Source organism: Burkholderia sp. ABCPW 111 (assembly GCF_000773065.1).
Lineage (GTDB): Bacteria > Pseudomonadota > Gammaproteobacteria > Burkholderiales > Burkholderiaceae > Burkholderia > Burkholderia savannae.
The window spans coordinates 96,337-110,559 of record NZ_JPWT01000036.1 but is presented as its reverse complement, the minus strand read 5'-3'; the positions used below and the strand labels follow the sequence as shown (position 1 = coordinate 110,559).

Annotated in this window: 13 protein-coding genes; 9 read left to right on the top strand and 4 right to left on the bottom strand. The window is 69.5% G+C overall.

The annotated features are described in order from the left end of the window. The first annotated feature begins 1,304 nt into the window (after nt 1-1,304). From X946_RS05750 to X946_RS05735, 4 genes are all read left to right on the top strand, one after another. Entirely contained in the window at nt 1,305-1,742 is a 438-nt protein-coding gene (locus tag X946_RS05750; protein WP_038744815.1) for an Hsp20/alpha crystallin family protein, read from the top strand. Nucleotides 1,743-1,773: 31 nt separating this feature from the next. Then, nucleotides 1,774-2,175, top strand: coding sequence for an Hsp20/alpha crystallin family protein (locus X946_RS05745; protein ID WP_038744814.1), 402 nt, complete (start codon nt 1,774-1,776; stop codon nt 2,173-2,175). Nucleotides 2,176-2,486: 311 nt separating this feature from the next. Further along, a complete protein-coding gene (locus X946_RS33285; protein ID WP_145986785.1) occupies nt 2,487-2,684 on the top strand; it encodes a hypothetical protein in 198 nt (65 codons plus the stop codon). A gap of 74 nt (nt 2,685-2,758) precedes the next feature. After that, complete coding sequence (locus tag X946_RS05735; RefSeq protein ID WP_038744846.1) at nt 2,759-4,216, top strand: aminotransferase-like domain-containing protein; 1,458 nt, start codon at nt 2,759-2,761, stop codon at nt 4,214-4,216. Nucleotides 4,217-4,280: 64 nt separating this feature from the next. Here X946_RS05735 and X946_RS05730 read toward each other — a convergent pair whose 3' ends face one another. Further along, nucleotides 4,281-4,469 carry a DUF2970 domain-containing protein gene (locus X946_RS05730; protein WP_038744845.1) on the bottom strand — a complete coding sequence of 63 codons (189 nt, stop codon included), beginning with the start codon at nt 4,467-4,469 and terminating at the stop codon, nt 4,281-4,283. A gap of 639 nt (nt 4,470-5,108) precedes the next feature. Here X946_RS05730 and X946_RS05725 point away from each other — a divergent pair. Next, nucleotides 5,109-6,512 carry a DUF2242 domain-containing protein gene (locus X946_RS05725; protein WP_038744844.1) on the top strand — a complete coding sequence of 468 codons (1,404 nt, stop codon included), beginning with the start codon at nt 5,109-5,111 and terminating at the stop codon, nt 6,510-6,512. A 295-nt stretch (nt 6,513-6,807) separates the two neighbouring features. Here the strand turns inward: X946_RS05725 and X946_RS05720 are convergent, their stop codons facing one another. Further along, complete coding sequence (locus X946_RS05720) at nt 6,808-7,581, bottom strand: SDR family oxidoreductase (protein ID WP_038744812.1); 774 nt, start codon at nt 7,579-7,581, stop codon at nt 6,808-6,810. A 249-nt stretch (nt 7,582-7,830) separates the two neighbouring features. Here X946_RS05720 and X946_RS05715 point away from each other — a divergent pair, with 249 nt between their 5' ends. The 4 genes from X946_RS05715 to X946_RS05695 all read left to right on the top strand — a co-directional run bounded on the left by X946_RS05715 (nt 7,831) and on the right by X946_RS05695 (nt 12,315). Further along, nucleotides 7,831-8,730 carry a LysR family transcriptional regulator gene (locus X946_RS05715; protein WP_038744811.1) on the top strand — a complete coding sequence of 300 codons (900 nt, stop codon included), beginning with the start codon at nt 7,831-7,833 and terminating at the stop codon, nt 8,728-8,730. A 190-nt stretch (nt 8,731-8,920) separates the two neighbouring features. Further along, entirely contained in the window at nt 8,921-9,625 is a 705-nt protein-coding gene (locus X946_RS05710) for a DUF2239 family protein (protein ID WP_038744810.1), read from the top strand. Nucleotides 9,626-9,642: 17 nt separating this feature from the next. Then, on the top strand, nt 9,643-10,974 hold the full coding sequence (locus X946_RS05705; protein ID WP_038744843.1) for a carotenoid oxygenase family protein: 1,332 nt from the start codon (nt 9,643-9,645) through the stop codon (nt 10,972-10,974). A gap of 702 nt (nt 10,975-11,676) precedes the next feature. Next, nucleotides 11,677-12,315, top strand: a complete 639-nt coding sequence (locus X946_RS05695) for an FMN-binding negative transcriptional regulator (RefSeq protein WP_038744809.1) — start codon at nt 11,677-11,679, stop codon at nt 12,313-12,315. Between the two features lie 222 nt (nt 12,316-12,537). On the opposite strand, the gene X946_RS05690 is transcribed toward X946_RS05695, so the two are convergent. Both X946_RS05690 and X946_RS05685 read right to left on the bottom strand, forming a co-directional pair. Next, nucleotides 12,538-13,332, bottom strand: coding sequence for a DUF2182 domain-containing protein (locus X946_RS05690; RefSeq protein ID WP_038744808.1), 795 nt, complete (start codon nt 13,330-13,332; stop codon nt 12,538-12,540). Nucleotides 13,333-13,380: 48 nt separating this feature from the next. Further along, nucleotides 13,381-13,983, bottom strand: a complete 603-nt coding sequence (locus X946_RS05685; RefSeq protein WP_038744841.1) for a DUF1326 domain-containing protein — start codon at nt 13,981-13,983, stop codon at nt 13,381-13,383. Nucleotides 13,984-14,223 lie beyond the last annotated feature (240 nt).

Sequence of the window (14,223 nt, the reverse complement as noted above, 5' to 3'; positions counted from 1 at the left end):
GTGCCGGCGCTGCACCGCAGCAAGCCGCGGGCGCCCGGCGCGACGCGCGATCCGCTCGCGACGAACGCGCGCCGGCCCGCTCGCCGAGCGCAATTGGAGCAATCCAGCATAAGCCCGATGCGCGCCGACGCGGGTTATTACCGACGCGAATGCGCGCTCCGGCCTCCGCGGCGCAAGCGCGGCGACGCGTGTCGGCCGCGCGCGCATGGCCTGTGTGCGCATGGCCTGTGTGCGATGAATGACATTCGCGAGAATTCCCGATACGGCGCGGCGCGCGAACGTTCGCCTTCGTTGCGCGCGCAAGCGACACGTTTCGGCGCGTCGCACGTTGCCGTCGTTCGGCAAGCGTCCGGCCATGTTCGTGCGCTCTGGACGGTGCGCGTCCGGCGCGCCGATCGCGATTCGAATCCGCACGGCGGGAACGCGGCGAACGCGACGCGCGCCCCGTTCCGTCGCCGACATGCTTTTCTTCTACTCGGACGTGCGTCACGCGCGCGCCGCGGACGGACGGAGCCGATGCCGGTTCGATGTTCGATGGAACTGAAACGCGCGCGATGCAGGCGCGTCGGCAACGAATTCGCCTTGGCGGTCGCGAAGCGACGGGACGCGATGGGACGAGACGGCGCGAGGCGGGACGCAACACGACGCGACATGGCACGACATGGCACGACATGGCACGGCACGGCACGCATCCATGATGCGCATGCACGACAGCGAACTCGTTTGCTTCGTAACGCCCGCCGCTGCGTCGCCGACACCGGCGCGCGACGAAGCGCCCGGACACGTGTGCGTGCAACCACGAGTGCGGCGCCCCGCCGCCCCGCCGCCTCGCCACGTCGTCACCTCGCCACGTCGTCACGTCGTCACGTCGTCACGTCGTCACGTCGTCACGTCGTCACGTCGTCACGTCGCCACGTAACCCTCGTCGCTCGGCCGCACCACCGCCGTCGCCATCAACATCAACATCGACCTTCGCGAGCACCGCAATCCGCAACCTCCGCGCCGACTACGCGACACGGCCTCGATGCCGCAAATGCGCGCGAAACCGGTCCCGATCGCGGGCATCAGGCGCAGTCCGCCGCACGTCGTCGAACGCGAGCCGCTACGCCGCACGTCGCCCCGCGCATCGATCGTCGCACCGATCGCCGCGCGCCTCTTGAAATCGCGCTCGCCGCGCCTATCTTCGAGACGCTGACGCAGCCGCACCCGCGCGCTGCCTGTTTCGACCGATATGTCACGGCCACGCGAACGGACCGGCACGCATGCCCTCGCGTTCGCAGGCCGCGTTCCAGGAGGACACGACCATGAGCGATCTCTATTTCGGCGCCGATCTTTTCAACGAGTTCGATCGTCTGCATCGACAGATGGCGAATCTGTTCGGCGGCTCCCCGTCCAGCCTTCGCGCGAGCCGGCTCGGCGCATTCCCGCCGCTCAACGTCGGCACGACCGACGATTCGATCGAGATCGTCGCGTTCGCGCCCGGCATGCGCGCGGCCGACTTCGACGTGTCGATCGACAAGGGGCTGCTCACGATCAGCGGCGAGCGCAAACCCGTCCAGCAAGCAGACGCCGACGCGCGCGCCTATGCGCAGGAACGCTTTCGCGGCGCATTCCGGCGCGTCGTCGAGCTGCCGCAAAACGCCGATCCCGACAAGGTCCGGGCCCGTTACGAAAACGGCTGCCTGCTGATCAGCGTCGGCAAGCGCGAAGCGTCGAAGCCGCGCGCGATCACCGTTCAATGAGCCCCGCCCGCCTCGAATCAAGGAGCCGATCGTGAATACCAGCCATTCAGTTGCAGAACGTCAATCCGCCGCGCCGTCTCGCCGTGACGCGGGCGAAACATCGCGCGCGATCACGGTCGCGCCGGCCGTCGACGTGTACGAAGACAAGCACGGCGTGACGCTGTGGGCCGACCTGCCCGGCGTTGCGAAAGAGGGGCTCGAAGTGAAGATCCACGACGGCCATCTGTCGATCGACGCGCACGCGGCACTGCCGATGCCGGCGGGCTCGCGCACGCAGCACGTCGAAGTGCGCGAGCCGCATTTCGCACGCACGTTCCGGCTGAGCCCGGACTTCGACACGGCGAGGATCGAAGCGAATCTTCAGGATGGCGTATTGAAGCTGACGATTCCGCGGCGCGACGCAGCGCAGCCTCGGCGCGTCGAAGTGAAGTGAAGTGAAGTAACGTCGCGCCGGCGCGCGCGGCCGCACGAGCATGAATGCGGCCGCGTGCGTGCCGCGCGAGCCACGCGCGGCACGCACGATTCTCCGGCGCGTCGAAACCCGGGCGGCCCAGCGAGAAATCCGCTCGATCCGCCGCTCATCGCGCGATGCCGCCGAATGCAAGCGCAGGCGCGGGCCGTCGCGCATAGGCTCAAACGCGCCGCTCAAACGCGGCCGGTCGCGGCCGCTGCACGGAGCGGATCACGGATCGATCGATGTTCCCGGTGTCGCGCGCTCGCGATGCTAGCCGGAAGATGTCCTTCTTGAACATCCATCTCGTCGCGCTCGACCGCGACGCCGTTCGCGAAGCCACTGCCTCGCCGACTGATGAAGCCCGGGTGCCGTACGAACGTGCGCGCCATGCATCTCGATTCGAGACGGCGCGCTGCAACGCGCGCGCCGCGCCGCTCCTCCTTCGCCACGCGGCGACTTTTCTTTTGTCGGCCGGCATAAGACAATGAGCGGCCGCGCCGGCGGCGCCGGCCGCGCCAATCGGCCGCCGCCGGCGCGCCGCCGCTCAACCCGCCATTCATCGATGAAACGTTACGAAACGCTCGCCCGCACGATGGCCGGCGACATCCGGTCCGGCAACATCGCGGCCGGCACGCGCATGCCGTCGCTGCGCCAGTTGATCGCCCAGCATCGCGTCAGTCAGTCGACCGTGTTTCGTGCGTATTACCTGCTCGAGCAGTGGGGCTTGATCCGCGCGCGCGAACGCTCGGGCTACTACGTCGCGCACGGCGCGCAGGCGAGCGCCCGCGCGAACGACGGCCAGCCGGCGCCGGGCGGCCGGATCGCGCGCGCCGCCGCGCCCGCCGAATCGCGCAAGGTCGACATCAGCGATCTCGTGTTCTCCGTGCTCGAAGCCTCGACGCATCCCGGCATCGTGCCGCTCGGCTCCGCGTTTGCGTCTGCGCATCTGTTTCCGCTGCCGCGTCTCGCGAAGTCGCTCGCGCAGGCGACGCGGCTCGTGAGCCCGCGGAGCACCGTCGTCGACCTGCCGCCCGGCAGCGAGCAACTGCGCCGCCAGATCGCGCTGCGCTACCTCGGCATCGGCGTGCCGCAGCCGATCGACGAGATCGTCGTGACCGACGGCGCGCTCGAAGCGCTCAATCTGTGCCTGATGGCCGTCACGCGCCCCGGCGACGTGGTCGCCGTCGAGGCGCCCGGCTTCTATGCGGCGCTGCAGGCGATCGAGCGGCTCGATCTGCGCGCGGTCGAGATTCCCGTCGATCCGCGCACGGGCCTCGACCTCGACGCGCTCGCCGCGGCGCTCGACCGCCATGACGTGCGCGCGTGCTGGTTCATGACGAACTTCCAGAATCCGACGGGCGTCACGCTGTCGGTCGACAAGAAGAAGGCGCTCGTCGAGATGCTCGCCGCGCGCGAAGTGCCGCTCATCGAAGACGACGTCTACGGCGAGCTGCACCACGGGCCGGACTATCCGCTGCCCGCGCGCGCATTCGACAAGCACGGGCTCGTCATGCACTGCAGCTCGTTCTCGAAGACGCTCGCGCCCGGCTACCGGATCGGCTGGGCGTCGGCCGGGCGCTTCGCCGAGAAAGTGCGGCGGCTCAAGCTGATGACGACGCTGTCCGCGAGCACTCCCGCGCAGGTCGGCATCGCCGACTATCTCGAGCACGGCGGCTACGATCGGCACCTGCGCAAGCTGCGCGGCGCGCTGCGCGGCCAGATGGGCCGGATGAACGAGGCGCTGATGCGCCACCTGCCGCCCGACGTGCACTGGACGCTGCCCGACGGCGGCTATTTCCTGTGGCTGGCGTTTCCCGATGCGATCGACGCGATGGCGCTGCATCGCGAGGCGATCGGGCGCGGCGTCAGCGTCGCGCCCGGCCCGCTCTTTTCCGCCGCGCATGCATTCGAGCGCTGCGTGCGGATCAATTTCGGCCATCCGTGGAGCGCGAGCGTCGACGATGCGATCCGCATCGTCGGCGAGCTCGTCGCGCGGCCGTCCGTGCGCAAGCGGCGCTGACCGCTCGCGAGCCGGCGCCGAGCGCCCACGCGGCGTCCGAGCGCGGCGCGAGCCAGCGCCGCGCTCAGCGCATCACGGTGGTCGCGACCTTCGCCATCGCGAACAGGAAGCCGCCGAAGCACGCGGCGAGCAGGATCGCCATCACCGGCACCCACGGCAGCTTCACCGACGCGAGATCGGCCTGATGCTCGGCCCCCTTGCGCACGCCGAAGAAACTCCACAGCACCATCCTTAGCATTCTCGTCAAACCCATCGCCATTCTCCGACATGGCGGCGCACGAGTCGCGCCGCGTTCCATGCGCATCACGGTAACCGCGCGCGGCGAACGATAAAAGCAGCAGTTCGCGACTGATTTTGCGCAGCAGCTTCGTGGTGGCATGAAGCGTCGCGGCATCCGTCGCGTCCGGCGGACGCGCTGCAGGCAAGCGTCCGAGGTTTCCGGAACGTCGGCCCCGCCCCCGAAACCACCGCATCCGGCGCGGCGCGCGTGGCGAAACGGCGGCCCGCCGTGCGCCGAACGACCCGGGAAATTCGCTGGCATGCGGGCGTCGAGCCGCGCCGGCAATTGCGGGGAATCCGCGCGGCCGATGCACGCCGGGCCCGATGATTCGACGTCGCATCTTGCGTGCCGCGGCCCGACCGTTCGCTTCGAAAGGCGTCCGAAAGTACGGCGCGCGTTGCGCCAGATCGCGCGTTCATGCTGCCGCGCACCAAGAAAACTTATAATAGCCGGCTCGCCAAGCCACATCGCGTCAGCCTGATCGGCGCGCGGAAGGCCGCTCGGATCGCCGCCGCGGCTCGCACGCGCGGCCGCGCCGATCGGCAGCGCCCCGTCCGCGCGTGCGCGCGGGCCGCGGCGCGCCGCACGTGGCCGGCCACTTCGAATTACGCCATGCACAACCGATTCCGACCGTTCCTCGTTCCGTCCGCCGTTGCGATCGCGACCGTGCTGTCCGCCTGCTCGTCCGCGCCGAAGCCGCTGTATCAGCAAGAACAATTCGACGCGACCGCGAGCCCTTACGCGCGCACATTCCACGAAAAATCGGCCGCGACGTGCGAAGCCGCGCGCCGCGCGCTGTTGAGCCAGGGCTACATGGCAAGCGCGACGCGCGCGGATGCGATCGAAGGCAGCAAGAACTTCCAGCCGAGCAACGATTCGCACGTCGTCATCGAATTCCACGTCGTCTGCGCGGACGCGGACGCAGACGGCACGTCGAGCATCGCGTACGTGAACGCCGTGCAGGATCGCTACTCGCTGAAGAAGAGCAATACGTCGGCGAGCGTCGGCCTGAGCGTGTTCGGCTCGCTGTCGCTGCCGATCGGCTCGAGCGACGACGCGATGGTCAAGATCGCGAGCGAAACCATTCCGGCCGGCGTGTTCTACGAGCGCTTCTTCAATCTCGTCGACCATTTCCTGAAGATCGACCCGACGCGGCGCGACAAGGCCGCCGTCAAGGCGGCCGAGAAGGAGCGCGTCGCGCCGCTGCCGGAGCCGGAGGAAACGGCCGAAGGCGCGCCGATGAAGATGAAGACCCCCGCCGTGCCGACGCCGCCCGCGCAGCCCGTGCATCCGGCCGAGGCCGACGGCGCTTCGGCGGCTTCGGCGGCTTCGGCGGCTTCGGCGGCTTCGGCGGCTTCGGCGGCGGCATCCGCATCGGCGACACCCGCCGCCGCATCCGCGCCGGCGCAGAAACCCGCGCCGGCGTCCGCTGCGTCAGCGTCTTCGTCTTCGTCGTCTTTGTCTTCGGCATCCGCTTCGGCACCTGCGGCGGCCGCATCTACGCCAACGGCATCGCCCGCGCCGGCATCGGCCCCCGCACCGGCTTCCTCGCCGTCGTCCTCGCCTTCGCCTTCGCCTTCACCTTCGCCGTCGTCCGCGCCAGCGCCGGCATCCGCGCCGGCCTCGACGCCTGAGACGAGCCACCCGTCGTCGATCGCGCCGCCGACGGCGCCGGTCGCGTCCGCGCATCAACCGGCGTATCAACCCGCGCGGCAGCCGGCGACATCGGCATCGCTCGATGCGCCGCTGCCCGTCGCGCCGCCGCCGCTGATGCCGCTGATGCCGCTGATGCCGCTATCGACGCCGTCGCCCGGCGCGCAGCCCCCGGCGAATGCCGCGCAGGCGGCCTCTCCGACAGCCACGCTCGCTCCCACGCCGACAGCGACGGCGGCAACGGCCGCAGCGGCGACAGCAGCGACGACCACTACAGCGTCGGCATCGGCGCCCGCGACGGCGAACGCCGCGACAACCGAAGCCGCAACGCAATCCAACGCAAACGGCGTCGACGCGCGCTGATCGCGCTACCCGTCGGGCCCGCACGCCGCACGCCGCATGTCGCTCACCGCACCTGACGCATCGGCCCCGAGGCGCGTCGCCATCGACCGCCGGCAACCCGGCTCGCAGCCTGCGCCGCGGCGTCGCTCTTGTCGCCCTTGTCGCTCTTGTCGCTCTTGTCGCTCTTGTCGATCTTGTCGCCCTTGTCGCCCTTGTCGCCCTTGTCGCCCTTGTCGCCCTTGTCGCCCTTGTCGCCCTTGTCGCCCTCGTCGCAGGCATGCGGCTTCGGCGCTCCCTTCGCAGCTTACTTCGCCGCTTACTTCACCGCATACCCGCCGTTGATCAGAATCGTCTGCCCCGTGATCCACCACCCGTCGCTGACGAGATGGCGAATGAACGGCACGACGTCCTCGATGTCGGTCAGGCCCGTCCTCGAGAACGGCGACAGCGCCGCGGCCGTCTTGTGATACGCAACCGCATCCGCGCCTTCGGCCGGATAGAAGAACGGCGTGTCCATCGGGCCGGGGCCGACCGCCGTCACCGAGATGCCGCGCGCGCCGAATTCCTTCGCCGCCGCGCGCGTGAAGTGCTCGACGGGCGCCTTCATCCCCGCATAGGCCGCGTAGAACGGCGTGAACGCGCCGAGCAGCGACGTCACGAGCGTCACGATCTTGCCGTTGTCGTTCACGTGCCTGCCCGCTTCCTTCAGGAAGAAGAACGCCGACTTCGCATTGACGGCCGCCATCTCGTCGTATTCGGCCTCGGTGATCTCGACGAGCGGCTTCTTCAGCACCTTGCCGACCGTGTTGATCGCGATGTCCGGACGGCCGAGCGCGGCCACCGCATCGGCGAACAGCTTCTCGACGGCGCCCGCCGTCGTCAGGTCGGCCTGCAGCGCGACCGCCTGCGCGCCCGCCGCCTTCACCGCGGCGACGGTCGCTTCCGCGTCGGCTTTCGTGCGCGCGCTGTTGTAGTGGATCGCGACCGCCTTCGCGCCTTGCGCGGCGAGATCGCGCGCGATCAGCCCGCCGAGATTCTTCGCGCCGCCCGCGATGATGGCGGTTTTGCCCTTGATGCCGTGGTCTGCCATGGTGGCTCTCCGTTTCTTCGCGCGAGGCCGTCCGATACGGCCTCGCATGCCTTCGGATGATATAGTCCAGAAAATCCACATAAAGCCGACACTTCTGACATCACCTGTCAGAAATTCCGACGAATAGTCGGCTCGCGCACATTGATCCCGCGACGATGACCCCGCCCGAATCCACGCCCGTGTCCACACCGGCCGCCGCCTCCGACAAGGAGCACGGGCCGCCCGCCGCGCTTCGCCGCGCCCACGCCGATGGACCGCATTGATCTTTTTCGCGTGTTCGCACGCGTCGTCGAATGCGCGAACTTCACGCGCGCGGCCGATACGCTCGGCATGCCGCGCTCGTCGGTATCGGCGGCGATCCAGGAGCTCGAAGGCCGCGTCGGCGCGCGGCTGCTGAACCGGACGACCCGCAAGGTGACGCCGACGCAGGACGGCGCCGCGCTCTACGAGCGCTGCCTTCGCCTCATCGCCGACGTCGAGGAGACCGAGAATCTGTTCCGCCATTCGATCGTCGGGCCGAGCGGCACGCTGCGCGTCGACATGCCGGGCCGGATCGGGCGCCTGATCGTCGCGCCCGCGCTGCCCGAGTTTCTCGACCGGTATCCGCAGATCAGCGTCGATCTCGGCGTCACCGATCGCGCGGTGAACCTGATCGAGGAGCGCGTCGACTGCGCGCTGCGCGTCGGCGCGCTGAGCGACTCGGGGCTCGTCGCGCGCGCGATCGGCGACTTGCCGCTCATCAACGTCGCGAGCCCCGCGTATCTAGCGCGCCACGGCGAGCCGCGCACGCCCGCCGATCTCGAACGCCATCAGCCGATCAATTACGCGTCGCCCGCGAACGGGCGCATCGCGCCGTGGGAATGGGTCGACGGCGACACCGTCAGGCGGCTCGCGCTGCGGGGACGCGTGACCGTCAACAGCGCGGAGGCCTACATCGCGTGCTGCCTGTCGGGCCTCGGCCTCATCCAGATCCCCGCGTACGACGTCGACGCGCATCTGCGCGCGGGCGAGCTCGTCGAAGTGCTGCCCGATCATCGCGCGGCGCCGATGCCGATGACGCTGCTCTACCCGCATCGGCAACATCTGTCGCGGCGCGTCCAGGTGTTCGCGGACTGGCTGGAGGCGCTGCTGAAGGCGAAGATCCTGTAGGCGAAAGCGCGCGCGCCTTCGATCGGTGCGGCGAACGGCAAGCGGCAAGCGACGCGCTCGACGTCGCTCGGCCGGCTCGGCTCGGCTCGGCTCGGCTCGGCTCGGCCACAAATATTACCCGGATATTATTGACGATCAATTTATATCCGGGTATAAATATCGCATTGCTCGGACAAATGAGACCCATGCGATGACGACTTCCCCCCTTTCTTCCCATATCGCCTTCGACGGCTACCGGCGTCTCGCGGCGGGCCCGTTGTCGACGGTCGCGCTCGCGATCAAGCGGGCCGTCGAGAACGACGCGGTGGCCGGCGCGATCCTGATCTTCGACAACGCGGCCGGACGCTCGATCGACATCGACACGCGCGGCTCGGACGACGAAGTCGCGGCGCGCTACGCGCAGGCCGAGGCATCGGCCGCCCCGGCCGACGCGACACGCGCCGGCACGGCCCGCGACGCCGCCTCAGGCGCCCACGCCGACGGCATGGCCGACGACGCGGCCGATCCCGGCGGCCTCGCGAACGAGCCGCGCGGCCGCGGCCGTCCGAAGCTCGGCGTCGTCGCGCGCGAAGTCACGCTGCTGCCGCGCCATTGGGAATGGCTCGCGACGCAGCCGGGCGGCGCATCCGTCGCGCTGCGCCGCCTCGTCGACGACGCCCGGCGCACGCACGCGCACAAGGACCGCAGCCGCCGCGCGCACGAGCGCGCGTATCACTTCATGTCGGCGATCGCGGGCGACATGCCCGGTTTCGAGGAGGCGACGCGCGCGCTCTTCGCGAACGACGGCGCGCGCCTGCGCGAGCTGATCGCCGCGTGGCCCGCCGACGTGCGCGATCACGCGATCGCGCTCGCGTCGTCGAACGACGACGCGCCGCCACCGCCCGCCGCATGCTGATTCCGCTTCCGGCCCACATGCAGACCCTGGACTTGAATGCGGGCGCACTGGCGCCCGTCGCCGACGAGATCGACGCCTTCGACCTTCGCGTGACGGGCGCGATTCCGCGCGCGCTGAACGGCGCGCTCGTGCGCAACGGCCCCAACCCGCTGCGCGGCCGCTTCGAAGGCAGCGGCGTGCTGTCGTGGTGGCCGGAAGACGCGATGCTGCACGCGGTGGCGTTCCGCGACGGCCGCGCGACGCGCTACCGGAACCGCTGGGCGCGCACGCGGCGCTGGGCACACGCGGTCGCGCCGGAGCGTGCGCCGTCGCTCGTCGACACGAATCCGAACGTCAACGTGCTCGTTCACGCGGGCGAGATCCTCGCGCTCGCCGAAGGCGGCGCGCCGCTCGCGATCACGGCCGGGCTGGAGAGCATCGGCGCGTCGCGCCGTCATTCCGCGCTCGCGCACGGCATGAACGCGCACCCGAAGATCGATCCGCGCACGGGCGAGCTGATCGCGTTTCGCGCCGACTGGAACAGGCCGTGGCTGCGCTACGGCGTCGCAAACGCGGCGGGCGAGCAAACCGTCGACGTCGAAATCGAATTGCCCGCGCCGTCGATGATGCACGACATCGCGATCACCGCGACGCACAGCATCGTCTTCGATCTGAACGTCGCGTACGACTTCTCGATGCTGTCGCGCGGCCACCGGATGCCGCTGCGCTGGCACGACGAGCGCGGCGCGCGCATCGGCGTCGTGCCGCGCCACGGCGGCGACGTGCGCTGGTTCGACGTGACGCCGTGCTTCATCCAGCACGTCGTCAACGCGTACGACCTCGACCGCTCGGCGATCGTGCTCGACGTCGTCCGCTATCCGTGGTTCCTGCGCGTCGCGCGCGGCGGGCGCGCATTCGACGACAATCCGCGCGGCGTGCTGTGGCGCTACGTGATCGACCTCGACACCGGGATCGTCGCCGAGCAGCCGCTCGACGACGCCGGCATCGAGCTGCCGCGGATCAACGAAAGCCGCACCGGCCGCCGCCATCGGTACCTGTATGCGGCGGAGCAGCCGAGCCACGTAGCGCTGCGCGGCGTCGCGCGCTACGACGTCGACGGCGGCTCGATCCAGCGCTACCGCGTGCCGCCGGGCGACCAGAACAGCGAGCCCGTGTTCGTCCCGCGTCCGGGCGCGACCGACGAGGACGACGGCTGGGTGCTCGTCTGCGTGTACCGCCATGCAACGGATACGAGCGACGTCGTGATCCTCGACGGCCGGGCCGTCGACGGCGAACCGGTCGCGACCGTGCATCTGCCGCGGCGCATTCCGGCCGGCTTTCACGGCGCGTGGGTGGCGAGCGACGGCTGAGCAACCGCCCGACCGGTCGAGCGGCGGCGATGCGGCCGCCGCGCGGGCCGTCGCGCGAACGGGGCGCGGGCGGATGCGCGTCGTTCGCACGCGGCTCGATGCCCCATGACGACGGGCGCAGCGCACGCAGCCGGGTGCCGACGCGCGGCCGGGCGGCTCCAGCCTCCCCCTGCGCGACCTGTTGCCCGTATGCGTCGACGACGCCCCGCACGCAAACCGCAGCGAGGACGCGAGCGGCTGCGGCTGCGGCAGCGGCAACGGCAACGGCAACGGCAGCGGCAGCGGCAGCGGCAGCGGTAGCGGTAGCGGTAGCGGTAGCGGTAGCGGCAGTAGCAGTAGCAGTAGCAGTAGCAGTAGCAGTAGCAGTAGCAGTAGCAGTAGCAGTAGCAGTAGCAGTAGCGGCTGCGGCTACGGCTGCCGCTACGCATCGCCCGGCTTCATTCCGCCCCTGCGGATCGCATCCCGCAGCGCCCGCGCCAATTGCCGGCTCGGCTTGCCGGCTCGGCTTGCCGGCGAGCCGGTCGAGCGCGCCGATCGACGGAGCCTCGATGATCCTCGCGACCCTCGAGATTCTCGCCGCCATTCCGGCCCACCCGAAATTCTTCGAACTGGCTCTACAGAATCAATCCGTTTGGCGCGACAATCGCCGCGTCCCCCCAACTTCGACGCGCTGCGCAAACGCAGCCGGACCCTGGAGCCGCCATGTACGTCCCCGACCACTTCGAAGAGCGCCGCACGGAAGTCATGCACGCGCTGATCGCCCAGCACCCGTTCGGCACGTTGATCACGCACGGAACGGGCGGACTCGACGCGAACCATCTTCCGTTCGAGCTCGCGCCCGGCGAAGGAACGCTCGGCACGCTGCGCGCGCACGTCGCGCGCGCGAATCCGCTGTGGCGGGACGTGTCGAGCGGCGACGAGGTTCTCGTCGTGTTCCGGGCGGGCGACGCGTACATCTCGCCGAGCTGGTATCCGAGCAAACACGCATTCCACCGGCAGGTTCCGACGTGGAACTACGTCGTCGTCCACGCGCACGGACGGATCGCCATTCGCGACGACGAACCGTTCGTACGCGGCGTGGTCGCGCGCCTCACGCGCACGCACGAGGCGGCGCAGCCCGAGCCGTGGAAGATGGGCGACGCGCCGAAGGACTACATCGACACGATGCTGCGCTCGATCGTCGGCTTGCAGATCGACATCACGCGGCTCGTCGGCAAATGGAAGCTCGGGCAGAACAAGGAGGTCCGCGACATCCGCGGCGCGGGCGAAGCGCTGAAGGCGCGCGGCAACGATGCGATCGGCGACATGATGCTCGCGCGGGCGGAGGATAAGCCGGAGTAGCGAAATCGGCGTCGGCGCGCGCGGCGCACGGTTCATTCGGTATCCGGAACGTCGCCGCAGCGAGCGGCGCCGCGCTCGCCCTCCGCGCGTCGAGGGCCGGCCGCGCGCCTGCCATTTTCCCGCGCCTCCATTCCGCACTCGCGGAGAATCGCGGCGCATCTCACGCAGCGTTCCTCCGGAATCGACGGCCGCGGCGTTTCGAGCGGCGGCCGCCCCCGCCGCTCAAAGCGGCAGCCACCCCGCCGCCCCGATCCACGCCGCCCACCCGAGCAACGCAACGCCGAGCGGCGCGCTCAAACGCCGGCCGTGCGGCAGGTTCTTCTCGATCGACATCGCCGTGCCGATCGCCAGCATCCAGCCGATGCTGCCCGCGCCCACCGCAAACATCAGACACATCAGCATCCAGCAGCACCCGACGCAGAAAACGCCGTGCCGCACGCCGAGCACGAAGCTCTCGCGCCGCGGATTGCCGCCCCGCCACTGCTCGCTCACGAACATCAGCGGCGAGCGGCACTTGTCGAGACAGCGATACTTGAGCGGACTGAGCTGATACGCGCCCGCGAGCGCGAGCACGGTCGCGCCGACGAGCCATCCATGCCATGCGAGCCACGGCGTGCGTCGCGCGAGCGCGTGCAGGCCGGCGTCGCCTGCATGGACGGCCAGCCCGAACGCGCTCCACGCGGCGAGGTAGCCGAGCACCACGAGCAGCATCAGGCGGTTGCGGTCCGGCCGCGCGGCCGTCAGACGCTCGAACGTGCGCAGCAGCGGCAGCGCGGTCGGCAACATCATCGCGACGATCATCAGCAGCCATGCGGCGACATGCAGCAGCGCGGGCACGACCACGTTCCCCGCCGGAATCAGCCGGCACAACCCGGCGAGATTCGTCTCGGACCAGTCGACGTGATGAAGAAAACGCGCGTACGGGCTGTCATCCCACACCCACAACGTGATCCACGCCGCGGCGATCGACGCGATCGCGAGCGGCACGAACACGCGACGCGACGAGATCGCGCTCATCGCAATGCGCGCCCGGATAGCGCAGGCCGGCGCTCGTGCGCCCGCGTGTCACGAATGGAACGTGAAGAAGCCCTGAATTGCGTTCTGCCCGCTCAGATCGAGTTCGATGCCGAGCTTCTGCGCGTGCATGCGGAACGTGCCCGCCTTGCCGACGAACGCGGGCGATCCGGGAATCGTCGAAAAAATGCTTTCGACGAGCTTCGTCGGCTCGCCGGTGGGCCCGAGGTAGGGCTCGAGCTCCGCGTACGTGGTGTCGCCCACCTTCAGCGTGCCCCTGCCGTCGCGCACGTCGAAATCGATCGCCGCCCGCTCGATCGCGACGACGTCGCCGAAGAGCTTCGAGAAATCGGCGAGCGGCCCGCCGCGTTCGCCGCGATAGACGCTCGCGAGCGCATCGAATTGCGCGTCGGTCGCGCGCGCGTCGATGAAGATGATCACCCGCCAATTGCCCTGCAGAATGTTGCCCGGAACGAACGCGGCGAACGCGACCGTCAGCCCGGACACGTCCACGTCGTCGACCTTGCCCTCGTCGTAGTGGTAGGCGACCGTCGCCCGACACGTGCCGTTGTCGGGGTCCTCTCCGATCCAGCACGGGCAAAGCACCTTGCAATCGCATACCTCCAGTATGCGTCCCTCCAGGCTGTAGCTCATGATGACCTCCACCGCGACGAACACACCGGATTCGAGCCGGTCCAACACTTAACTATATTCACGTTGATTCGATGCGGCGGTCCGCTCGCGACATATGAAAACCCTAGGCAGACGGAATGCCGATGCGCGTCACGCCGGACGCCGAACGCCGAACGCCAAACGCACTTCGTCGAACGCTTCGTCGATGCGATGCGATGCAATGCGATGTGACGCGACCATCGCGACCAATGCCCGCGACGC